Source organism: Microbacterium sp. SD291, from assembly GCF_017355365.1.
In the GTDB taxonomy this organism is placed as follows: Bacteria; Actinomycetota; Actinomycetes; order Actinomycetales; family Microbacteriaceae; genus Microbacterium.
On the sequence record NZ_JADIJR010000041.1, the window covers coordinates 1 to 21,126 of the forward strand.

Genomic DNA, 21,126 nt, shown 5'->3' on the forward strand with positions numbered 1-21,126 from the left:
CACCGCAACCGAGAGAACTACCGCCTCCGCATGCTGCTCGCCGCCGGAGGCCTCACCCCATGACCCCTACCGGAAGTCCGAAGAGCCAGTTTGTGGCACTGGCGCTGGAGTCGGAAGGGCTCGTGGTGTCGAGCGCACTCAAGTTCCCGGTGAAGCGCCGCACGCGCAAAGAAGCGTATGAAGAATGGCAAACGCACGGCTTCGAAGTAGACCTGGTCGCTGCGCGGGCGGACAAACTCGTGCTGGCGACGGTCAAGTCCTTCTTCGGGTCAAGAGGAGTCGTAGCTAGTCACGTGCGCGGCGAGAGCACGGACCACAGAATGAACGCTCTCTATGCCTTGCTTAATGATCCGCAGATTCGGACGACCGTCGTGGCGGGCGCTGCAGAGCGATTCGGATTCCCGGTCGAGGCCATCGAGCTCCGCTTGTACGTAGGAAAGTTCGCGGGTGCTGGTGCAGAAAGCGATGTCCGCGCTTGGTGTGCATCCCAGAAGATCGGCGCTGGCTCGGTTGCGGTTATCAACGCTGAAGAGGTGGTGACGATCGTCCGCGATGTTGCCCGATCGAAGCAGTACCGCGACAACGCCGTGCTTGCGACGATGAAGGTCCTTGATGCGGCGGGCGCTCTCCTCTGACTATTTAGTCGCGAGCGCTCGTATCCGCTCCCGCAATCCTGCATCGCAGACGTACACGTAAGTCCCGAGCATCCCTCGCGTCAGCAGCACCCCGTACACGTTCCGAATGAAGACGAGCAGATCGTCGTCACCGAACGCATCTTTGAGATGCCCGGTGTTCTCCTTGCCCTTCTTGTCGCGGTAACGTTCCCGGTCAGCGGCGATGCAGCCAGCGGAATCCACTCGCAGATCCGGCCCGATAATCACACCGGCGTAGTTGAGGTCGTACCCCTGCACGGTGTGAATGGAGCCGACCTCCTCGAGGGAGCCGGGTGAGTTGATCCAGTCCTTTTGCGCCTTGTTCCACCGCATCCGCTCGCCGTCGATCTCGATGTCGTACTCATCCGGATCGCGGCGGGACACCCAATCCCAGGCGTACCCGGCGACCATCCGCGATAGCCCGACTTCAGCATCCCGGGCGCGGATCGCCGCCCGCATCTCACCGAGATCATCGAAGAAGCGCAGGTCGTAGTCGCCGAGATCTGGCAGCGCGACGGCCTCACCGCGCAACACGGCGCGAACGAAGTCGACATAGTCGGCGCCGGCCTGCACTCGCATCTGAGTGGTGAGCCGGTAGTGGCGGTGAGCATCCTTCGCGGCGCTCAACTCGGCCGCGAGCGCCGCCGGCGACAGGTCGTGGGGTCGCACGCTCTGCTCGCCATCGATGAGCAGCAGCTGGTGCTTTGACCGCGCCTTGATCCAGTCGAGTTGAGTGTGGCGCTGGTGGTCCTCGCCGAACAGCGTGACGTTGATGTCGATGAACTTCTTGTTCTGCGGGCCGGATGGCTGGTTCGATCGCTGATTCAGGCGGTGCGTCTCATCGACGAGCGCGAGATCGAACTCGGCATCCGATTCCCCGACCTGGAACGGCGTCAGCACCATCTTGGGGTCGAGTCGCGGAGTCTTCCTGAAGACGCGCTTCACCGACTCGCGCAGCGACTGCTGCGGAATGACGAGCGCCATCCGGAGATCCTTCAGCAGGTCTCGGTTCTCGGGCACGAAGAACTCCGAGAACATCGAGTCCTGCTCGACGTCGTCGTGCTCGTGGAACTCGCGGATGTCGGCGAGGAGCTTCATCAGGAAGATCGCGATGATCGTCTTGCCCGTGCCCGGGCTGCCCTGCACGACGAGGGTCGAGCGGGCGTCGGGATGCCGCAGATCGGCGAGCAGCCCCTCGACGATGTCTTCGACCGCGATGGCCTGATCGTCGGTGAGCGCCTTGAACGGCGAGAGCTTGAAGAGGTCGTCGTTCTCGATCTGAGGGATGCTCCGCGAGAACAGTCCCTCCGTGCGCAGCGCCTCGAAGACGTCGCGGAACGACTCTCGATAGAGCTCGCGATCGTAGTACTGCGCGTCGGTGAGGCCGTCGTTGCCGTTGAGGATCTCGTACTGTCCGTCGCCGTGGAACCAGCGGATGAGATGCGACTCGAGGTCCAGACAGACCGACTTATTGAAGGTGTGATCGACCACGACGCGGATGCTCTCGAGGCCGGCTTCCCTCTTCGGGCCGTCGAGGTGCTGGCGCATGCGCTTCTGCGGGCGGGTGGTCTCTCCGACGTAGAGCCTGCTCCGCGGGGCGGCGCCGTCGATCACATACACGACCGGCCAGTTGGTGTGGTGTGCGTCAGTGCCGGCCCACTCGTCGACCGCTTCGCGCTGGAACGGCAGACGCTGGATGCTGAAGCCGGTCACTCTTTGCTCAGCTCGGTGTACTTGGTCATGCGGCCCTTGGCGAGCTCTACGGGATACTTCTTCGCGGTGGACTCGAGTTTGCGCATGACGATGTCGTCGAGGTCGACGCCGAGCTTGTTCGCCAGGTGGATGCAGTAGGTGACGACGTCCGCCAGCTCCTCCTCGACCCGCTGCTGGTCGGGCGTGGACGTCCACTGGTAGCACTCGAGGAGTTCGGATGCCTCGATCGCGATGCTCTTCGCCAGGTTCTCCGGGGTGTGGAATTGGTCCCAGTCGCGGGCTGCGACGAAGGCGCGGAGGGCTTCCTTGGTGGCATCGGACGGCATGGGGAGAAGGTAGCAGGGAGTGACGACGTTGAGCCACGTGCCGGCTAACGTGCTCTGGATGGACGAGAAGCTCCGGGTGGCGATTGGAACGCTTGCGGATGTCTTGAGTAGCACGTGGGACGCGCGCGAACTCTGGCGTGCTATGCAATGGACGGAAGCTGCAGCGGTCAGCGACGTGCTGCACGCAGGTGGACGACGGGACGCCGCAATGGACGTCGTGGAACGGTGGGTCGACGCTGCCGAGCCGTCAACGGATGAGTTCGCAGAGATCGTGACTTGGCTTGCCGACAGGATGCGGGGCAGCGATCAGCGGCTGGCTACGGGCTGTCAACCATGACCCCCGCTTGCGCCATCATGTCATCGTCACGGTAGGTCGTCGTCTTGTCGCCCGGAACGACGAGTCGACTTGATCGGTCTCGCGAGATAGCTTGATCGCCCCGATCAGCCGCCAATGAAGCTCAGTGCTATCCGACGGCGAATCGGCTCTCGGATTGTTCTGTGATGTAGCCGAGTTGAACCATGAGCGCTCGAATGACGGCTTTTCCGAGTTCGAGGGGCACAGCATTTCCGAGTTGCCGTTGAACGTCAGCTCGATTGCCCGCGATCTTGAAATCGTCAGGGAACGACATCAGTCGGAGCATCTCCGCCGCCCGGAGCCTTCGCGCTCGCTCAACTCCATCTGTTGCTCGCACGTTCTCCCAGTGGAATGGCCCAACCCAGGGGCCGGGCTGTGCCTGGAGGGTGGTCGACGGGCGATTAGGGTCGAGCCGGAGTAGGAACGTCCAATATCGACTGCGCCATTCGAAGTGGTTCCGACCGCCATAACGATCTGTGTGCCAGAGGTAGTTCTGCCCCGGTGGTACTTCCGCAGCCAACTCCCCGTACTGTCCAGCGACGATCTCGTCTTCTGAGACGCGCAAGACGGTTGGCAGATCGGCGAATGCCTCGCCAGCAGTTACGTGGGGGAGTTTTGTCGTGTCGATCTTGCGGTCACGTTCACTCCAACCGGAGTGTGTTTGGTCAGGGAACTCAAACTTCTCGCCATCTCGTCGTCCCACAACGAAGACCCGTCGTCGAAGCTGCGGCACGCCGTAGTCTGCCGCGAGGAGGACTTTCCACTGGGGGTTGTAGCCAAGTTCCCCCAGCGCCTTCAGGAGGCGCTCGAACTGGGCCCGGTGTGTAGTGTACGTAAGGCCTTGGACGTTCTCGAGGACGAAAGCTTCCGGCCGAGACTCGCGGACAACTCGAACATACTCGTCGAGGAGGGATGCATTCGGGTCGCGACTTTCCCGCTTCTGCTCAAGCCAGAACCCTGACTTGCTAAAGGGAGTGCACGGGGGCCCGCCGACGACGAGGACGGGCTCGGACGCGCGAAGACCCGCGGTAGCCAAGATCTGTTCCGTCGGAACTTCGCGAATGTCGCCGGAGACAGTAGTCGCGCCGTCGAAGTTCGCGCGGAGAGTGTCAAGCGCCGGTTCGTTGTAGTCGGTGGCGACCGACACCTTGAGTAGACCGCTTCCGGGATCTGCCGCCGAAAGCGGATCGGCATCAGCGCGCTCTACGGCGAGGTCGAGCCCGCCCGCTCCAGAGAACAGGCTCACGACCGGGAGCTGTTCGCCCATGGATACCTCAGTTCGTCACGTTCGCGCCAGCCCGCATCAGGCCGCTCATCTATCAGTATGGTCGAGGCGAGTCTGCCTGAGGCCACGGACATGCGTCCGATGACTCGCTACGCTCGGGCGAAGATCCAACGATTGGAGTCATGTGGAACACGAGCTGGTTGCAGGCAGGTCGTTCGGTGAGGTGTATCGCGTGCAGAACCGCGCAGACCTCCATGACTTCCTGTTAAACGCCGTAGAAGCTTCAGGTGGGCGGGTCTTGTACGCCAGCGAGCCTAACCGGGCACCAATCTACCTCGGTGTACAGCTCGCGTCAGATGAGCGGCTCGGGATGCTCGTGTATCCGTTCAGGATCACCACCAACGATATCCCGAACAGACCGGCTGACGAGGTGCGTGGACAGCTGCGGTACGGATCAGAAAAGAGCTGGTTACGTGAGCATCCCGTGGGTCGCGATACAGCAGGGGTAGATGTCACGATGATCCTCGGCATCGATCCGCTTGCCGAGGTTGCTGTCGGACTCGATGCAAATCTCTGGGACCCGCTGCCAATGGGCATCTCGTTCTACCTCAAGCAGGTTGACGTAGACGCGGCGATGTCGTCCGGCTGGCACGTTTGGGAGAAGAAGAATAGGGCCGGCACCAAGCGCCAGGACGCACGATCGCCACTGAACCTCGAAACAGTGGTCGCATTCACGCCAGAGCACCTCATCGACTATGCCCGCCTGGAGCGTCGTTCAACGTCGCTGAGGCTCGATCCTCCACTTCGTTTCGCAGCGGCAAAAGCGATCATCAAAGAAGGTGCGAGTCCAGTCGTCGTGGGTCGGCACGTGCTTGAAGAACAGTTCGCGCTCTCGAGTGAACAGATTCTCGACATCATCGGTGGTCGGAACAGACTCGCAGTGGCGGTGCGCGGCGGCGTGGCGGAGTATCACCTCGAACAACAGCTCGCGCTGTCCCCGGACGTACTCATTTCGGAGCGGTTGGATGTTGATGCTCTACACGACTTTGATGTAGAGCTTGCCGATGAACGTTCGCTTCGGATCGAGTGCAAGAACGCGAGTCCGAAGACGTTCGCAGACGGCAGTCACCGAGTAGAGGTTCAGAAGACTCGCGCATCGAAAGGGGATCCAGCTTCGCGTTTCTATCGCATCGACGCGTTCGATGTCGTGGCGGCGTGTCTGTTCTCTGCCACTGGCAACTGGGAGTTCCGATTCGCCCGCACCGTGGATCTGGAGCGACACAAGCTGTTTCCAGATCGGCTTGCACCGATACAGCGTGTGAGCGAGAGGTGGGTTTGCGAGATTGGCGCGCTGCCTTAGCTCTCCATCGGCCGGCTGTTCACACACCTCGCCGTGAACTCACTGCGTATCTGACGTGTACTGCGTCGCTCAGCATGGCGCACTCAGATCAATCCCGCCCGCCTTCAGATCCCCTTCGTCGACCCCGTTCTGCCGCATCAACCTCAGCATGTCCTCCTGCCGAGGCTGCCCGAGCGTGAGTCGGTACAGCGTCAGCGCATCGAGCAGCCGCTCGTACCGGTCGTGGTCGCGGCTCAGTGTGAACGTCGCGATTCGACGGTGAATCCGTGCGTCCCCGTCATAGACCCACCAGGGGGCGAACTGCCCCAACCCAGATGAGGCCGAAGCCGAAAGAGCCGCCGAGAAGGCGGCATCCCACGCGGCCTCACCCGAAGACAGAACATCGTCCCAGTGCTGCGCGGCGACGTTCTTCCGTACCGCGTGACCCATGTATCGATGCACGCGACCCTCGCGCTGCTCGAAGTCGACGGGGTTCGATGGGAGGTTCCAGTGCACGACGGCGTGACTCCACCAATGGAAGTCGATCCCCTCCTGGCCGACGCTCGTTGACGCGAGCACGAACGGCGCGAACGGACTGTTGAACGCCGCGCGAACACCGCTTTGACGCGCTGCCACCTTCTCGTCGGCATCCGTGCCCGTTCCGCCGTACCGCACAGCGAATCGCGTCGGGAACCGAATCGGCTTGCGTGAAGCCGTCGCCTCATGCCCCTGCAGCATGGCGGGCTTCATCCGCACAGCGGCGCCGATCTGCTTCGCCGCGAGCATCAGACCGTCATCGTCGAGGAGACCGCCGCCGGCCTCGCTGCGAAGCTGATAGACGTACTCGTCCAGCACCGCCTGCAGGTTGCCGTCGGCGCAATAGTCGAGCACGACGCGCCAGTACGGAGCATCCGTCTCGTCCAGAGTGTCGAGAAGCGCTGAGGTCTCGGGTCTCGCGAAAAGCGAGCGCAGTGCGAGTGACAACTCCCACGCAGCGCGCCACACGCCCACTGCGGTTGCCTCGGGTGATGCGGCCGCTCGCAAGGCACGGAACGCGATGGAGCCCGGCGCGTGCGCGGCCAGGCGACCAAGATCCTGATGCCCAGAGGCTGTTCCGTGTATCGCTGCGGCGGCGGCCTCGAGATAGTCGGCGAACCGGCCGCTCGCCCCGGAGTCCTCGTCGTCGGGCTCGCCTCCGACAAGTCCCGCTACGTGCGAGGGGTTGACCCCTGCAGGCAGCGCCCCGGGATGCGAGAAGAACGCCGACGACGGCTCGATATCGTCTCCGCTCGAGTCGACCTTCGATGCCACCGTCGCGGCGTCTGTGATTCCGCCCGCCGCGCGTGCCGATATCAGCGGATCCGCCGCAGACGCCAGACCCGGATGCGGCCAGAACAGCGCCAGCGCGCTCATCTGCGTGGGTCGACCGTCTTCGTTCAGCGACCACGCCAGACGTACGGCGCTCGAGTCCGACGATCGGCTCCGGCCCCGATGCGCCAACCGCGATGCCTCGTGGCTCAGCAGTGCGGCGATCGCCGTCGGTACTCCGTTCCACGCGGAGAACACCACATGCTTCGTCACATCTCCGTCGACGCTCGAGTAGATCCGTCCAGGACGCAGGTACGGCATCGACGGCGGCATCCACAGCAGCTTCCACCACCCTCGGCCGACGGTATCCGCCGCGAGCGCGCGCAGCATCCCGTTTCCCAGATCGATCTCAGCGCGATCGCGGACGTCATCGACGGTGAGTCCGCGGGCCGCCGACAACAGCGGCGCGATCGATTCGCCACCGTCGCCATCGAGCAGCTCGCGCACCCGCGAACCCGCCTTGTACGTGTCCATGAAGGTTGCGAAGTAGGGGATCGACTTCCACTGCTCGATGTCGATGTGCGCGCCCAGGTGCTGGTCGAGGCGATGCAGCGCGCTCCAGTCCGCGATCTCCGCCGCGTTCGGCACGCCTCCATCGAGCGGACGATCGACCACCATGTCCTGGTTGCGCGCCAACGGCGGACGCTCGGAGCGTGACATGTACGGCAGCAGAGCGTCGCGAACGGATGCCGCGGACGCAGCCGCATCGCCACCGGTGACCAACGCCAGTCGATGAGCCTCCAGTGCGCTCTTCACCTCCGCCACCCGCGATACGTCGCGCCCGGCGAGGAAGCCGATCGTCTCCAGGAAGTCGCGCTGATGGTCGTCGTCGCCGTCGTCCGCGGTGGTGAACGGTTTGTACGGTGTCGCTGACAGGAGCAGCACTTTCGCATCGCCGTAGGTGAAGAGGCTGTCGGCGAGTTCCGCGGCCTCGCTTCCGCTTGAGGGATCCAGAAGCGACCGGAAACGCTGGAACTCGTCGAGGATGACGAGGTCTGGCTCCAGCGCGTCGACACCGGCCTTGGCGAGATGGCGGCGCAGGGACGCCATCACCTCGGCAGCCTCGTGCCACAATTCGCCAGAATCGGGCTTGCGTCCGTGCTCCTGCACCCGCTCCCGCAGCGCGATGAACCTCTGCAACGTGCCATCGGCCTCGATCGCGGCAGCGAAAACGTCGGCGATGCGCTCGTCAGGTCCTGCGGCGCCGAGATCGTCGAGCGTCCGATTGATTCGCCATTCGAAGCTTGAGACCTTCTGCACCGCGCCCTGGAAGATCCATCTCCCTGCACGCTTCTCGTCGCCTTCAGGCTGCAATCGGTTTTCGAGCAGGATGCACAGCAGCGCACGCTCCTCCGCGCTGCCCCAGCGCAGGCCGCTGTCTTTGAACGAGGTACCCGGGGTGAACGAGACGAGATTCACCTTCTTGCTGCCGTCCGCTCCGTCATGCTCCGCGAGGCGGTGGCTTTCGCGAGCCAGCAGCGTCAGCCGCGTCGCCACCGCGATGTGCTTGTCTCCAGTGACGTTCAGTCGCCGCAAGTTCTGGTTCGCGAGGTCTGCGTTGCTGCAGATGTAGACGATGTCGATGCGGTCCACCGAGGGGTCGCGCTCCAGCTCCTCGATCGTCTTCGCGATCACTCCGCGCGCGATGACGCTCTTCCCGAGACCCGTCTCGTCGGCGACGAGGAACCTCCCACTGCCGTCGGGATCGCCGTAGAAGCGATCGATCACGTGGTTCACGGCGTCGCGCTGGAAGCCTTTCAGTCCGCGAATGACCGCGTCGACATCAACGGCCATCGACCGCCTCCGTTCCGATAGCCCCGATGACCGCTGCCCAGACTTCGCTGAATCCCGGTGGCAGCGCAGAGTCGCGCTCGTCTGGGCGCAGGTGTGACAGCACCCGCTCGATGTCTGCGAGTGCGCTTTGATTCATCGCCGCTGCGCGCACGAGCAACTCCAGCAGGCCCGACCCGTCTTCAGCGACCCCACCGCCGAAGGCCGAGCGGAACGACGCGAACGATCCCCCCGCCGTGCTCGTCGAAGCCCCCGGTTGCTGGAGCATGAGCCGGATGAACCGGGCGAAGGCGCCGGGCTCCGTGAGGTGGGCAGCGACGATCGCGTCCTGGCGTTCGGGCACATCGTCGAGGATTTCAGCGACCATGATCGTCTGCACACGTCGGCCCGCGTGATCTTCGAGAACCACGACGACGAATGGTGTGATCTCGGCGAGCGACACAGGTCTCGAACTGAACGGGGAATCCTGAGGAGGGAAAGCCCCGGGCACGGTGTCCGATTGCGTCAGCAGACGCCAGGACAGCGACAGGCCTTCAGGAATGGTCGGGGCGGGATCGTGAGCCCAGAGCGAGTACGCGTAGGAATCGCCCTGGTGCACGCGCAGCACGAGCCGGGCTGTGGCGATCGTTCGGAGCGCGCTTTCGAGGTTGCGCTCGGCTGTTTCGTCATCGGATGCCGTGGCTCCGCCGTCCGTCGCATACTCCTCAAGCAGCGGTGCGAGCGATTCGGCGAGGGCAGTGACGCCGAACTGTTTCGTTGAGCCACCGAGTTCGATCATGACCTCAACATTCCTTGTCCACGCAGGGCCTGTTGCATTGGCGGAGCCTGCGAGCAGGGTCGACTGAAGGTGTGCGTGGTCATGAGCGATCATCTTTGCGTGCAGGCCACTCAAACCGGTGGCCACGGCTTCGCCGGCTCCGGCATCCGCCAGGGCCTGGTCGACGAAGTCGTCGAGGATACGCATCGACAGGCCGTCGAACGACGGCGGGTTCAGGCGATCAAGCTGCTCGGGGCGGCTGATGAGGGTCGTCTCGCCGCCGCGTCGAGCACGCAACCCGCTGAGCCCCTCGTCAGTCACGAACGGAGAGACGACCAGGGCCTGGAGCCCGCCGAGTTTTGGTGTGCTGTCTGCGCCGATCCCGAGCACGTGGACCGCCAGGCGGCGCACGTGCTCCGGGTACTCCCAACGGATCGTCTTCCACGACTCCGCCAGTTCGTCGATGCGCGCTCGGCGGTCGGAGGTCAGCCGCGGGGCAGTGCGGGATTCGGCGGCGAGCCAGTGGAGAAGACGCACCATGCCGTCGTTCGCGCGAAGTGTCGACTCATCGTCCGAGTCGCCGGGCACACCGTCGAGCGCGACGACGGCATCCCAGGTGCGGTCGTTCGTGAGATTGCGACTGCTGCAGATGAAGCGGTAGCGGCGCTCCCCGCCTGCTGCGAACTCGAGAAACCACACCTTGGGATGGAACAGCCGGCCGGGCGGCATCATCACTGGATGGATCATCGGTTCGAGCACTGCGACCAGGTCGCTCGCTGCCCCGAGACCGATGTAGCCGGCCTGCGCGAATACGTCTATCCGGTCGACCGCACGTCGCACCGCGCTGATGATCCCGACCGCATCGTCGTCGGCGGCTCCCGAGCCGACCAGGGAGAGCGGTACGGCGAGTGCGGCTTCGAGCGTCAGCGTGAAGGTCGTGCCGACGGCGTACGAGAGCGTGAATCCGGGTGGCGGGCGCAGGAGCTCGGAGAGGAGGGAGCGGGAATCAGGCTCAAGCACGCTGCAGCCCGTCATGGATGTCGGCGAGGATGCCCCGCACGGTGCCCCAACGGTACGTGAGCCGCGCACTGCCCGAAGCCCCGCCCCAGGTTGCGAGTCGTCGCTGGCTGCCGAGGCGTGCCTTGGCACCCTTCGCGACACGTTCCCGCTGCCGTATGAGCGTTCTGGCGCTTTCGTCATCGACGAGCGTCTGGAGATCCGTGCTCTGCAGGAGCGTCGTCCACCGTGTGATGAAGTCGCGAGTGCTGGGGACGACCGTCGGAGCGGAGCCGTGCTCGTCGCGCAGGACGTGGAAGAGGTCGCTCAGTTGCCATTCGCGGGCGCGCGGGGTCAGCTCACGCGCCCAGGTGTCGAGCTGGTCACGGTATTGGACGACCCGGGATTCGTCACCCACGTCGAGCCGGTGAGCCTCGGTGGCGAGCAGGAGGTTGTAGAGCAGTTGCGCACCGTGCATGACCGCGGAGAAGTCCTCAGCCTGTCGGTGCACGCGTGCCGCGCGTTCAGGTGCGGCGCCGGCGGCGGGATCCGTCCAGGGCGCAGCGCTATCTTCGTCGGGACGCTGTTGCACGAGGTGTGCGAGGAGCGAACCCGGCGCATGCTCAAGGATGCGGTCACGCAGCCACGTCGCCTCGTCGTGCGTGAGCGCGAACCCCTCGGGGATGCTCTCGGGGAATCCTTCGGGCATCGCCGGCGCCGACCAGATCGACGAAACGGTCGTCTGCCCGTCGTCGTCGACGGTGCGCGTCGGCATCGAGGCAGTGAGAGCTTCAGCGCGCGTAGCCGGGTGCGACAGGATGCCGTAGCGCTGCAGCATCGACCAGTACGAAGACGACGGCAGGTTCTTCAGCGCTGTTCCCGCGCGCTCGCCGAGAAGGCCGCGCGGATCGGCGGACGACCTCAGCGGGGAGATGATCGACCGTTCGGTGTCGTCCAGCCGGCGCCAGCGCTGTTCCGGTTTTGCGCGCGCCGCGTGCTGAAAGCACCAGGGGACGAACAGCAGGTATCGGGCGCGCGTGTGCAGGGTCGATGTGCCGGGGAAGAGTGCGTCGGCGATGCTGTCTCGCAGCAGGCCGAGCCCGAGCTCGTCGCGACTGTCACGGAGCGTGAACAGGGAGGCGAGCTCCCGCATCCGCTTCTGTTCGTCGGCCGAGATGTCGAGCCAGGTGACCAGCGATGCCATCAACTGACCCCCGTCCGTTGCGCCTCGTATGCGGCCCGCACCCGAATCTTGATCTCTTGCGCATCCGCGTCCGCCTCGCGCATGAGTTCGAGAAGCCGCTTGTGGTGAGCCCAATGGCGGTCCCAGAGATCCGCACCCACAACGGTTTCGAAGTCGATCCGGGTGGGCCTACCTCGCTGCTCGTACTCCTGCAGGCGCGCGATCCGCTCCTCGATGTCGGACACGCCGCGAGCCGCCGGCGAGAGCCGTGCAGTGCTGCGCATCCACGTCAGCCAGTTCTTGTTCCCCTTGCTCTGGTTGCACTTGCCGCATGCCGGCACGAGGTTGTGGATCTCGGAGATGTAGCCGGTTGGGCGCTGCTTGTCGACGAGCGGGCGCAGATGGTCCCATTCGGTGCTGGTGTCGCCGCAGTACGCGCAGACGATCGCGTCCTGCATTCCCAGGATCTCCAACGCCTCGCGCACCTCGTCCTCGGTGGGTGGCACAACTGGGATCAGTCCGTTCACGAACGAGTTCGTGATGCTCGAGCTGCGGCCGGTGATGCGAACTGGCTTCGGCATCGCGAACAGGCTCAGGTAGTTGCGCGAGGTCATGGATTGATCTTGGCGGAAGGTGGCGACACGGGGCACCACACGTTGCGACAAGCGCGATGTCCCTCGCGCTCGATACGCTTCTGTCATCATCCGAATCGCGTGCAAGGGGAACGCGACGGGCGACGCGCCGGAGGGGCGTGACTGCGCAGCACCACGGTGTCCGTCTCATCGTCGATCAGTCACGCGAGCCAAATGCGGTTAGTGGTCACAAACGCACTCGGTCAGCGAACTCCTCCGCTGGTCACATCTGGTCCAGGGAGCGTCCATGTCCACAACCGCGAGCCGAACCCCGCTTTGGGCAGTGCTGCTCCTCATCATCGGATTCGGAGCCGCCGCCGCCGTGGGTGGGGTGTTCGTCGGCAAGCTCCTCGGTGCGGGGGAGGAGCGCACGGCTCAGGTGCTCCGTGTGGCGCAGGGAGAGGAGCAGGTCATTTTGGTGACCGCTCCGATCTCGGAAGAGAAGATCGAGAAGGAAGATCCCAAGTTCTTGAATCTGATCGACATTCCGGGCAATGAGCGGATGACGCTCGTTCGGGTCGAGTACAACGCCAAGTTCGGCATCGAGGGCAAGGAAGTCGACATCAGAGCGACTGGAGAAAATGCTTACCGGATCACGATCCCAGAGTTCATCGGATTGGGGATGAGCGATCCAACCATGTCGCTCGCGAGCGAGGACAACGGAGTCCTGAGTTGGACGACGCCTTCGATCGACAAGTCGAAGCTCATGGAGGAGATCCTGGCAACGGGGGCCTCCGAAGCCCACATCGACGGTTTCCGTCCGCTCTTGGAGGAGCAGGCCGAGTTGTTCTACACGAGAATCATCGAGAGCATCAATCCCGAAGCCACGATCGAGTTCAGCTTTAGCGATGAGCCGCTCAAGGATTGACGGACCATGACTCGCATGATCCCCGCCCGCCCCCGGCGCGGAGCCAACGTCTCCGAGACGCGCATCTTCGATGCCTTCGCAGGATCAACGGCGTCGGACGACTGGATCGTGCTCCACAGCCTTGAGGTTCGAAGGCACGCCGCGCAGTTCCAGGGTGAGGCCGACTTCATCGTGCTCGTGCCGGGCCGCGGCATCGTCGTGATCGAGGCGAAGAGCCCGGAGTACGTCGAGTACAAAGACGGCGAGTGGCGTCTCGATCGGGTTCCGAATCCGGGCAAGAGTCCGTTCGGGCAGCTCGACGGCAGCATCCGCAGCATCCGGGGTTTCCTCAAGGCGCGGGGAGTCCTCAACGGATCGGAACCGATCACCCGCCTGGTGTGGTTCACCTCGCTCGAACGCCACATGTTCAACAACGGTTCCCCTGGTGACATGCAATTCTTCGAGTGGGAATTGGCATGGCGCGGCGACCTGCAGCATCCGGTCAGGGCGATTGAGAAGGTGCTCGAAGAACACGACGCCTGGTATTACACGGTCGAGAATGTCGAGCACGATCCCGATGTCATGACCGCTGCGCACGTCGAGGAGATCGCGGCGACACTGCTCGGCGACTTCGCGGGCGGCCGGACTCTGGCCGATCGAAAGCTGGAGCGGCTCGACGAAGAGAACCGCCTGCTGAAGGACCAGCGACTAGTCCTCGACATGGTCGAGTGCAACGATCACGTCTACTTCGACGGCCCCGCGGGCACCGGGAAGAGCTACCTGCTGACCCAGCTCGCGAAGCGCTGGCGGTCGGACAAGCGCACCCTCGTCATCTGCTGGAATCTGCTCATGGCGGATGAGCTTCGCGACGCACTGCGCGCGCACCGTGACATCGTGGTGGACGACCTCAACACGCTCATGCTGCGTCTGGCCGGGCTCACGGCGAACCCAGACGATGCAACGCCGGAGTGGTACTCGCAGGAGCTGCCGGCACTGGCGCTCGCTGCGCTCCATGACAACCCGGCGCTGGGTGGATATGAGGCCATCTGCGTCGATGAGTTCCAAGACATCGCGAGCTTCCCGTTCGTCCTCGACGTCGTCTTCGCTCTCGCAGGCACCGGCTCCGCAACCGGAACGAAGCTCGCCTTCGCGGGCGATTCGCGGCAGCAGATCCTTCGCCGTACCGATGCTCACGTCGATCCCTATGCGGTCGCGAAAGAGCGGGTGCCCGATCTCATGCACCTCGCGCTGCGTCGGGGCCTGCGGCAGGTCGCGGGACTGACCGGCGCCGCCGAGGGACTCCTGTCGCGCACGTTCGGGTACCGCAGTCACCGAGTGGCGTCAGCGGCCGAGGGAGCTCTGTCGGTGAAGTCAGTGAGCGACCCATCCAAGGCTTCGCACGCGCTCGCCGAGGCGCTCAGAGGACTTCTCGAACACCATCAGGCGCACGACATCGTGATCCTCAGCCTATTCGGTGTCAGGCATTCACTCGTGGGCCGCCTGCTTGCGGCCGAGAACTTCTCGAAAGAGGAGCGCTGGTTGCGCGACCGACTGAGGGTCGACTCTGCGCTCGGAACGGTGGACGTGGTGACGACGGATGCAGCGGCCGAGGTCGAGATCGGGTCGCCGTCTCCGAAACCACTGGCGCCGAAGGCGCCTGCCGGACGGGTGCGATGGGGATCGATCTTCAAGTACAAAGGGCTGGATGCTGAGGCCGTGATCCTCACCGACATCGGTGATGAAGGGCTGGCCTTTGTCACATCAGCCGGGCTGTCGTGGTTCGACCTTCTGTATGTGGGACTGACGCGGGCTCGGTATCGCTGCGTCGTCGTGGCGAACTGACAGATCGGAGTCTCAGATGACCACGGTGGAAGAGTTGTTCACGGCAGCGGGCGTCTCTCGAGTGGGTGTTGCGTCGTGGGGTATCGAAGTGCCGCTCAGATCACCTGGGGTTTACGTTGTCGCGTCTAGCGAAGACCCGACGGCGGACGACGGTGCCGGCGCTCTGCCAATCGATATCCAAGCCGTTCATGAACTTCTCCGAGAGCGACCCGAGGCGACGATCGATGGTGTGGTGGCGGACGCTGACCACCTGATTCGTCGGCTGCAACGTATGTGGGTGGCAGGACAGCCGGTTGTCTACGTAGGACTCGCCGGCGCGAGCGTCCGAGATCGCGTCGCTCAGTTCTATTCCACACCGATCGGAGCTCGCGCACCACATTCCGGCGGGTGGCCAGTCAAGATGATTGACCAATCTTCTGTACCACTCTGGGTTCATTTCGGATCATGTGCGGATCCCGATCGTGCCGAGAAGGTGATGATCGATCGGTTTGTCCGAGGAGTGACCGCCGAGGTGGCGGGTGCGCTCGCAGATCCGAACAGTCCGCTTCCCTTTGCGAACCTCACGTTTCCCGGCGGTAGGCGAAAGCGGCACGGCATCCGGGGCGTAAGGAAACCGTTGCTTTCGCGCTCGACGACTGCTTCAGAAGAGCCCGCGATTACTGCCTCCTCGACGGCCGTGCCACGGGAACGCGTGAGTGGTGCGCGCCGACGCACCACTCAGAACGTCACTGACGGCGATATCAAGTCGGGAAAGATACGGATTCCGGCGATATCGAAGGACATCTTCCCCGCGGCGCGGACGCGCATCACCGTGCGCGTCGGCATTGAGGCTCACGAAGTGAGTTGGGATCCGCGCACTGGAGGTGACCACGAACGTTCCGGCGTCATAGGGATGGGCAAGAATCTCATGCTCGGGTTCTCTCCGGGTGGTCGGCTCGAGATCCTTGAGAGCGATGGCGAGTTTCATATCCGCTGAGCGTGATTAGATGCCGGCATCCGAGGCGCGGCTGTGCTGCGGAGACTTCTGTTCCTCAGCATCCGCCGCCACCAGTTTCTCCCCGTTCGGCCCCTCCATACCCTGGTACTCGAACACCCAGAACCCATCCACTTGCGTCTCGCTGGTGCACACGTACACCGCGTACAGGCTGTACTGGTGAGGCTGGCTCAGCGGCATCTTCGAGGTCATCCCGGTGAGTTTCTTGCCGGACAGTGGCGCGGGCAGGTCGCCCGTCTTGAGTCCGTCGCGCGGGCCGCCGAAGTACGCGCAGTACAGCGACGGGTCCAGGTTCTTCGCGGATTCGTGAGTGGTCATGACTGCTCCTTCTCGTGAGAGTTCGCCGCGACTGCGGTATCCGTCGCCGGCGCGAACACCGGCCGGTTCTCGTCCTGCGGCCAGCCGCCGGTGGGGCGAGGAGTGTGATCTGCGTTCATCGGATCGTCCTTCCGTGGGAAGGGCAGCGAGTGCCCATCGACTTGCCCGCACGCGGATGCGCCGGGCCGGTTCTTCCCCTGGGGCACCCCGCTCGAAGGAGGAGGGTTGCCGTGCAGCCGGCCAGGTACCGATGACTGCAGCTCTTGAACCTTGACCAGGACGGTAGCAGAGCCCGCCGACATCGCGTCGGCGGGCTCCGAACCGTTACGGCTTGACGAACACCTCATCCGCCAGGAACCCGGGAGCCACCCGGATCAGCACGGTCTCGCCGTCGGGCACGAGGAACGCGACCGACCCGGTGGCCGAGCCGTCCTTGTACAGCTCGTCGAGGCCGAAGCCGTCCTCGAGCACGGCCATGCTGTCGTAGCTGTTCACGACGTTGCCCGCTCCGGTCACCAGGTCGACGCCGACTTCGGCGGCGAGAGCCGACTCCGCACCCGTGTACGTGACCGTGTAGTTCACGATCTCGTAGTGCGAGCCGGCAGGGGCCGCTTCGTTGAACTGGTTCGCCCCCGCGACGATGGCGCTGCCATCGGGCGTGTACGAGTTGACCACGACGGTCCACTCGTCGGAGCTGATCGTGGATGCGAGCGGATACGGATTCTCGCGAGAGCCCTGCGCCGCGTCGGCTGCAGGCTCCTCCGCGCCGTCCGCGGGAGCCTCGTCGGCCTCGTCCGCGGACTGCGTCACGACGGTGTCGCCGCTGCCGAACGCCTCATCGAACGACGTGGCGACCACAGTGAAGAACACGAGGACGCCGACGATCGTGCCGACGATCGAGACGACCAGCCCGACGATGCCGAACCACTTCTTATCGCCCTTGAGGAACAGCGACACGATGCTCAGCACGAACGCGATCGGCAGCAGCACCCAGCCGACGACGAGAGCGCCCGGGATGCAGGCGAACAGGAATCCGACGAGCGCGACGATCATCGCGACGAGCGCGAGGACGTTCAGCTTCTTCGGCTTCTTCGGCGAAGGCTGCTCGGGCGCGGGCGGCAGGCCTCCCGGGGCGGGCGGCGCCGGTACGGACGCAGCGGGCGGGGGAGCCCCGGGCGTGTAGAACCCGGCAGCGGGCGCCTGAGGCGCCGGAGGAACGATCGGATCGGACATGTGATTCTCCTTCGGAGAGCGTGCATGGAGCACCGGCCTGCCCCACGACGGATGCCGAGGGGCGCCGGTCCGCGGGCACGCCGAATTCCGCCCTCATCTGGGCGTGAGACGACGCACTCTCCCAAGTGCTGTGAGGTCCCTATGGACCGGCTGAGTCACACGGTAGACAGGGCGTCGGACATTCATCGATTCGCGGTACGTATTGGCGGCTGCGGCCATCGCGCACAAGGCGATGCTGTTCTTCTGAGCCACCCCCATCCCCGGCATCCGTACGGCACGATGGAACCGCACGCCGACGGAACCAAAGGAAGGCACCAATGGAGAAGGTCATCCTCGATTGCGACCCGGGGCACGACGACGCGATCGCGATCATGCTCGCCGCAGGGAATCCCGCAATCGACCTGATCGGCATCACGACCGTCGCCGGCAATCAGACCATCGAGAAGGTCACCCGCAACGCCCTCTCGGTGTGTGCGGCCGCCGGCATCCGCGTTCCCGTCGCGCGCGGCGCGAGCCGTCCGCTCGTCGCGCCGCAGGTCGTCGCCGAAGACATCCACGGTGCCACCGGCCTCGACGGGCCCGTGCTGCCGGAGCCGGTGTTCGACCTCGACCCGCGGCACGCCGTCGACTTCATCATCGACACCGTGATGGCGCACGAGCCGCACACCGTCAACCTCGTGCCGGTCGGCCCGCTGACCAACATCGCGCTCGCCATGCGCAAGGAGCCGCGGATCATCGAGCGGGTGAAATCCGTCGTGCTGATGGGCGGCGCGCACACCCGCGGCAACACGACCCCGCACGCCGAGTTCAACATCTACGTCGACCCCGAAGCCGCCGAGGCCGTGTTCCGCGCCGACTGGAACGTGACGATGGTCGGCCTCGACCTCACCCATCAGGCACTTGCGACGCCCGAGCTGCAGGAGCGCGTGCGCGCCATCGGCGGATCGGTCAGCGACTTCGCCCTCGCGGTCTGGGGATTCGTCGGCGCCGCCTACCGCGAGGTGTACGAGTTCGCGTCCCCGCCGGTGCACGACGCGTGCTGCGTCGCCGCCCTCATCGACCCGACCATCTTCACCACCGCGATGGCCGATGTGCGCGTCGAACTGCGCGGCGAATGGACCCGAGGCGCGACGGTCGTCAACTTCCGTGACGTGCCCGGCATGCACCACAGCAGCGGGTCCGCCGAGCAGCAGACCGACTTCCGCACCGCCGTCGCGCTGCAACTCGACCAGGACGGGTTCGCCGACCAGATCGTGGATGCCGTCGAGCGGCTCACCGCCGGGCTGGCGCCATGACGCCCACCGTCCCGACCTACACCGCAGCCCAGGTTCGCGCCGCCGAGGCCCCGCTGCTCGAGGCCGGCGTCCCGCTCATGCGCCGCGCCGCGCACGCCCTCGCCCAGGTGATCGCCGAGCAGAATCCGATGCGGACACTCGTGCTCGCCGGCGCTGGAGACAACGGTGGAGATGCGCTGCTCGCCGCCGCCGAGCTCGCGGCGCACGGCATCCGGATCGACGTGCTGCGCACCGCCGATCGCGTGCACGAGGAGGCGCTCGCCGCAGCATTGAATGCCGGTGCCAGAGTCGTCGAGGTGGCGGACGTGGATGCCGCAACTTACGACCTCGTCGTCGACGGCATCCTCGGCATCGGCGCCCGCGGCGGCCTGCGCGGCCGCGCACGCGACGTCGTCGGAACGCTCCTGCCGGCGCGGCCGCGGGTCGTCGCCGTCGACCTGCCGAGCGGGCTCGACCCCGACACCGGTGAGGCCGGCGAGGTCATGCTGCCGGCCGCCACGACCGTGACCTTCGGGGCCGTCAAGGCCGGCCTCGCGCGAGGCGACGGCCCCGCGCTCAGCGGACGCATCGTGCTCGTGCGCCTCGGACTCGAGCTCGCGGATGCCGTGGGCGAAGCATCCGTCGACGAGATCCGCGAGGGCTGAGTCGCCCTCCACAGGACGCCCGTCGACCGAACTTTGTGTACAGCCTGCCCCAAACCGGCTTTGACGCGCAGCCGACTGTCATGATGGGCGACCATGTCGCAGTTTCGCGCCAAGGTCGCATGGATCCTCGGGATTCCTGCGACTTGAGCGCGAATCTGCGACGGCACGCAGATCGGTACGGCACGCTGAACCGGCGCGAGGAGCTCAAGGTATATGATTGTTTATATAAACGGTAGAAGGAGATCGTGATGGCGATGACCAGCGTCGACCTGGACCCGCAGCTCATCGAACGTGCTCGGGCGCTGACCGGCGAGCGGTCCAACCGTGCGGTGCTCGATCTCGCGCTGCGTCGTCTGATCGCGTCGAAGCAGAAGGACGCCATGATCGACGCGATCACGGAGCTCGCAGATCTGCCCGCCGAGCTCGATGCCCCCGTCGTCCGCACTGCCGGCGACTCTCGGTGACCGACTACCTCGTCGACAACTCGGTCTGGGGGCGGCTCGCCCAGGGTGATCCCGCCATCACGGCCCGGTTGCGGCAGATCGCGCGTGCACCGGCGGATCTTCTCGTGACCTGTCCGCCGCAGGTTCTCGAGTTCTGCCACAGCGCGCGCACCGCAGACGAACACGACGCGTACCGCGAGCGCATCGGCCTCGGCTTTCCGCTCGAGCACGCCCCCGACGAGTCGCTCGTGCTCGACATCCAGAGCGCCCTATGGAGTTCGGGCCGCGTGCGCGCCGCCGGCGCGGTCGACATCCTCATCGCCGGATACGCGCTCGTCAACGACGCCACCGTACTGGCGGCAGACCACGACTTCGACCACATCGCCGCGGTGGTCGACCTGAGACACGAATACGTGCAGCCGACGCGCTGACCACGGCCCCGACACCTCGTGAACGCCTGTCGCCGCACGCCTATACGCTTTCCGATGTGGATCATGACGAGATCGAGCAGCTCGCGCAGCGGCACGGCGCCTGGCGCCTGCTGCGCAAGGCGAACGCACCGCTGATCCTGTCGTTCCTCGGCACCCATCTTCTCGAAGCGAACCGCGGTGCGGTCGGCCAGAGCGAGCTGATCAGCCTGCTCGACGATCATCTCTACGCGATCCACCAGTCCGATCCGAACCGCTACTCGCGAGCGCCGGCGGAGTATCTGGAAGAGTGGGCCGCCTCCGACGACGGCTGGCTGCGGCGCTTCTATCCGACGCGCGCCGACGAGATCCACTACGAGGCGACATCGACGCTCGAGAAGGCCTATCGGTGGGTGGTCGACCTCCGCGAGCGTTCCTTCGTGGGCACCGAATCGCGCCTGCACACACTGATCGCGCTGCTGCGCGACATCGTGCACGGTTCTGACGATGACCCCCGGGTGCGCGTCGCCGAGCTCACCCGTCGCCGCGATGAGCTTGATACCGAGATCGCACGCATCGAACGAGGTGAGTCCCTGGCGCTGGACGAGATCGGCGTGCGCGACCGTTTTCAGCAGTTCACGTCGATGTCGCGCGAGCTGATGAGCGACTTCCGAGAGGTTGAGGAGAACCTCCGGAGGCTGGATCGATCGGCGCGGGAGAAGATCGCAGCCTGGAACGGCGCCAAGGGCGAACTGCTCGGAGAGT

The 21,126-nt window shown here is 65.0% G+C and carries 21 protein-coding genes and 1 riboswitch; of the genes, 11 read left to right on the plus strand and 10 right to left on the minus strand.

Annotated features, from left to right (window positions below; translation table 11 throughout):
* Positions 1–92: 92 nt before the first annotated feature.
* Positions 93–635 (plus strand): hypothetical protein, encoded by a 543-nt coding sequence (locus IPV10_RS15505; RefSeq protein WP_207485332.1) that lies wholly within the window; start codon positions 93–95, stop codon positions 633–635.
* On the opposite strand, the gene IPV10_RS15510 is transcribed toward IPV10_RS15505, so the two are convergent.
* Together IPV10_RS15510 and IPV10_RS15515 are read right to left on the minus strand one after the other, a co-directional pair.
* Positions 636–2,366: a DUF2075 domain-containing protein gene (locus IPV10_RS15510; RefSeq protein WP_207485334.1), complete on the minus strand. Its 1,731-nt coding sequence runs from the start codon at positions 2,364–2,366 to the stop codon at positions 636–638. It abuts the gene before it with no gap.
* The gene (locus IPV10_RS15515) at positions 2,363–2,692 is read right to left on the minus strand and encodes a nucleotide pyrophosphohydrolase (RefSeq protein ID WP_207485336.1); all 330 of its coding nucleotides are present in this window, start codon (positions 2,690–2,692) and stop codon (positions 2,363–2,365) included. Before IPV10_RS15515 ends, IPV10_RS15510 begins: the two co-directional genes overlap by 4 nt.
* 58 nt (positions 2,693–2,750) lie before the next feature.
* Between IPV10_RS15515 and IPV10_RS15520 the strand changes: the two genes are divergently transcribed.
* Entirely contained in the window at positions 2,751–3,029 is a 279-nt protein-coding gene (locus IPV10_RS15520; RefSeq protein ID WP_207485338.1) for a hypothetical protein, read from the plus strand.
* 127 nt (positions 3,030–3,156) lie between these two features.
* Here the strand turns inward: IPV10_RS15520 and IPV10_RS15525 are convergent, their stop codons facing one another.
* Positions 3,157–4,314, minus strand: coding sequence for a DNA cytosine methyltransferase (locus tag IPV10_RS15525; RefSeq protein WP_207485340.1), 1,158 nt, complete (start codon positions 4,312–4,314; stop codon positions 3,157–3,159).
* Between the two features lie 142 nt (positions 4,315–4,456).
* On the opposite strand from IPV10_RS15525, the gene IPV10_RS15530 reads away from it, so the two are divergent.
* On the plus strand, positions 4,457–5,632 hold the full coding sequence (locus IPV10_RS15530; RefSeq protein ID WP_207485342.1) for a hypothetical protein: 1,176 nt from the start codon (positions 4,457–4,459) through the stop codon (positions 5,630–5,632).
* 69 nt (positions 5,633–5,701) lie between these two features.
* On the opposite strand, the gene IPV10_RS15535 is transcribed toward IPV10_RS15530, so the two are convergent.
* From IPV10_RS15535 to IPV10_RS15550, 4 genes are all read right to left on the minus strand, one after another.
* Complete coding sequence (locus tag IPV10_RS15535; RefSeq protein WP_207485344.1) at positions 5,702–8,773, minus strand: helicase-related protein; 3,072 nt, start codon at positions 8,771–8,773, stop codon at positions 5,702–5,704.
* A complete protein-coding gene (locus tag IPV10_RS15540; RefSeq protein ID WP_207485346.1) occupies positions 8,763–10,367 on the minus strand; it encodes a phospholipase D family protein in 1,605 nt (534 codons plus the stop codon). The genes IPV10_RS15535 and IPV10_RS15540 overlap by 11 nt, the downstream gene beginning before the upstream one ends.
* A 172-nt stretch (positions 10,368–10,539) precedes the next feature.
* A complete protein-coding gene (locus tag IPV10_RS15545; protein WP_207485348.1) occupies positions 10,540–11,727 on the minus strand; it encodes a DUF6361 family protein in 1,188 nt (395 codons plus the stop codon).
* The gene (locus IPV10_RS15550; RefSeq protein ID WP_207485350.1) at positions 11,727–12,356 is read right to left on the minus strand and encodes an HNH endonuclease; all 630 of its coding nucleotides are present in this window, start codon (positions 12,354–12,356) and stop codon (positions 11,727–11,729) included. The genes IPV10_RS15545 and IPV10_RS15550 overlap by 1 nt, the downstream gene beginning before the upstream one ends.
* A gap of 229 nt (positions 12,357–12,585) precedes the next feature.
* Here IPV10_RS15550 and IPV10_RS15555 point away from each other — a divergent pair, with 229 nt between their 5' ends.
* From IPV10_RS15555 to IPV10_RS15565, 3 genes are read left to right on the plus strand one after another with little or no spacing between them, the layout of a single operon-like run.
* The gene (locus tag IPV10_RS15555) at positions 12,586–13,206 is read left to right on the plus strand and encodes a hypothetical protein (protein ID WP_207485352.1); all 621 of its coding nucleotides are present in this window, start codon (positions 12,586–12,588) and stop codon (positions 13,204–13,206) included.
* A 6-nt stretch (positions 13,207–13,212) separates the two neighbouring features.
* Positions 13,213–15,027: a nuclease-related domain-containing DEAD/DEAH box helicase gene (locus IPV10_RS15560; protein WP_207485354.1), complete on the plus strand. Its 1,815-nt coding sequence runs from the start codon at positions 13,213–13,215 to the stop codon at positions 15,025–15,027.
* A 16-nt stretch (positions 15,028–15,043) separates the two neighbouring features.
* Positions 15,044–16,003, plus strand: a complete 960-nt coding sequence (locus IPV10_RS15565; RefSeq protein WP_207485356.1) for a hypothetical protein — start codon at positions 15,044–15,046, stop codon at positions 16,001–16,003.
* A gap of 6 nt (positions 16,004–16,009) precedes the next feature.
* On the opposite strand, the gene IPV10_RS15570 is transcribed toward IPV10_RS15565, so the two are convergent.
* The 3 genes from IPV10_RS15570 to IPV10_RS15575 form a co-directional block, all read right to left on the minus strand.
* Positions 16,010–16,339: a hypothetical protein gene (locus IPV10_RS15570; protein ID WP_207485358.1), complete on the minus strand. Its 330-nt coding sequence runs from the start codon at positions 16,337–16,339 to the stop codon at positions 16,010–16,012.
* Positions 16,336–16,458 carry a hypothetical protein gene (locus tag IPV10_RS17245; RefSeq protein ID WP_278249385.1) on the minus strand — a complete coding sequence of 41 codons (123 nt, stop codon included), beginning with the start codon at positions 16,456–16,458 and terminating at the stop codon, positions 16,336–16,338. The genes IPV10_RS15570 and IPV10_RS17245 overlap by 4 nt, the downstream gene beginning before the upstream one ends.
* 32 nt (positions 16,459–16,490) lie before the next feature.
* Positions 16,491–16,608, minus strand: a riboswitch (SAM riboswitch).
* Positions 16,609–16,663: 55 nt separating this feature from the next.
* Positions 16,664–17,572 carry a hypothetical protein gene (locus IPV10_RS15575; RefSeq protein WP_242685058.1) on the minus strand — a complete coding sequence of 303 codons (909 nt, stop codon included), beginning with the start codon at positions 17,570–17,572 and terminating at the stop codon, positions 16,664–16,666.
* 317 nt (positions 17,573–17,889) lie between these two features.
* Between IPV10_RS15575 and IPV10_RS15580 the strand changes: the two genes are divergently transcribed.
* The 5 genes from IPV10_RS15580 to IPV10_RS15600 form a co-directional block, all read left to right on the plus strand.
* Entirely contained in the window at positions 17,890–18,867 is a 978-nt protein-coding gene (locus IPV10_RS15580; RefSeq protein ID WP_207485360.1) for a nucleoside hydrolase, read from the plus strand.
* Positions 18,864–19,511, plus strand: coding sequence for an NAD(P)H-hydrate epimerase (locus IPV10_RS15585; RefSeq protein ID WP_207485362.1), 648 nt, complete (start codon positions 18,864–18,866; stop codon positions 19,509–19,511). Before IPV10_RS15580 ends, IPV10_RS15585 begins: the two co-directional genes overlap by 4 nt.
* 248 nt (positions 19,512–19,759) lie before the next feature.
* Positions 19,760–19,975: a type II toxin-antitoxin system VapB family antitoxin gene (locus tag IPV10_RS15590; protein WP_207485364.1), complete on the plus strand. Its 216-nt coding sequence runs from the start codon at positions 19,760–19,762 to the stop codon at positions 19,973–19,975.
* On the plus strand, positions 19,972–20,385 hold the full coding sequence (locus IPV10_RS17365) for a PIN domain-containing protein (RefSeq protein ID WP_207485366.1): 414 nt from the start codon (positions 19,972–19,974) through the stop codon (positions 20,383–20,385). The genes IPV10_RS15590 and IPV10_RS17365 overlap by 4 nt, the downstream gene beginning before the upstream one ends.
* Before the next feature lie 56 nt (positions 20,386–20,441).
* Positions 20,442–21,126 (plus strand): DUF3375 family protein (locus IPV10_RS15600; protein ID WP_207485368.1); only part of this gene is annotated, 685 nt, incomplete at its 3' end.

Excerpts from the sequence above, each read along its gene's own strand:
- IPV10_RS15545 (WP_207485348.1), bottom strand. The coding sequence starts at position 11,727 with ATGGCATCGCTGGTCACCTGGCTCGACATCTCGGCCGACGAACAGAAG.
- IPV10_RS15525 (WP_207485340.1), bottom strand. The coding sequence starts at position 4,314 with ATGGGCGAACAGCTCCCGGTCGTGAGCCTGTTCTCTGGAGCGGGCGGG.
- IPV10_RS15515 (WP_207485336.1), bottom strand. The coding sequence starts at position 2,692 with ATGCCGTCCGATGCCACCAAGGAAGCCCTCCGCGCCTTCGTCGCAGCC.
- IPV10_RS15560 (WP_207485354.1), top strand. The coding sequence starts at position 13,213 with ATGACTCGCATGATCCCCGCCCGCCCCCGGCGCGGAGCCAACGTCTCC.
- IPV10_RS17245 (WP_278249385.1), bottom strand. The coding sequence starts at position 16,458 with ATGAACGCAGATCACACTCCTCGCCCCACCGGCGGCTGGCCGCAGGAC.
- IPV10_RS15565 (WP_207485356.1), top strand. The coding sequence starts at position 15,044 with ATGACCACGGTGGAAGAGTTGTTCACGGCAGCGGGCGTCTCTCGAGTG.
- IPV10_RS15520 (WP_207485338.1), top strand. The coding sequence starts at position 2,751 with ATGGACGAGAAGCTCCGGGTGGCGATTGGAACGCTTGCGGATGTCTTG.
- IPV10_RS15580 (WP_207485360.1), top strand. The coding sequence starts at position 17,890 with ATGGAGAAGGTCATCCTCGATTGCGACCCGGGGCACGACGACGCGATC.
- IPV10_RS15535 (WP_207485344.1), bottom strand. The coding sequence starts at position 8,773 with ATGGCCGTTGATGTCGACGCGGTCATTCGCGGACTGAAAGGCTTCCAG.
- IPV10_RS15590 (WP_207485364.1), top strand. The coding sequence starts at position 19,760 with ATGGCGATGACCAGCGTCGACCTGGACCCGCAGCTCATCGAACGTGCT.
- IPV10_RS15570 (WP_207485358.1), bottom strand. The coding sequence starts at position 16,339 with ATGACCACTCACGAATCCGCGAAGAACCTGGACCCGTCGCTGTACTGC.
- IPV10_RS15555 (WP_207485352.1), top strand. The coding sequence starts at position 12,586 with ATGTCCACAACCGCGAGCCGAACCCCGCTTTGGGCAGTGCTGCTCCTC.
- IPV10_RS15585 (WP_207485362.1), top strand. The coding sequence starts at position 18,864 with ATGACGCCCACCGTCCCGACCTACACCGCAGCCCAGGTTCGCGCCGCC.
- IPV10_RS15575 (WP_242685058.1), bottom strand. The coding sequence starts at position 17,572 with ATGTCCGATCCGATCGTTCCTCCGGCGCCTCAGGCGCCCGCTGCCGGG.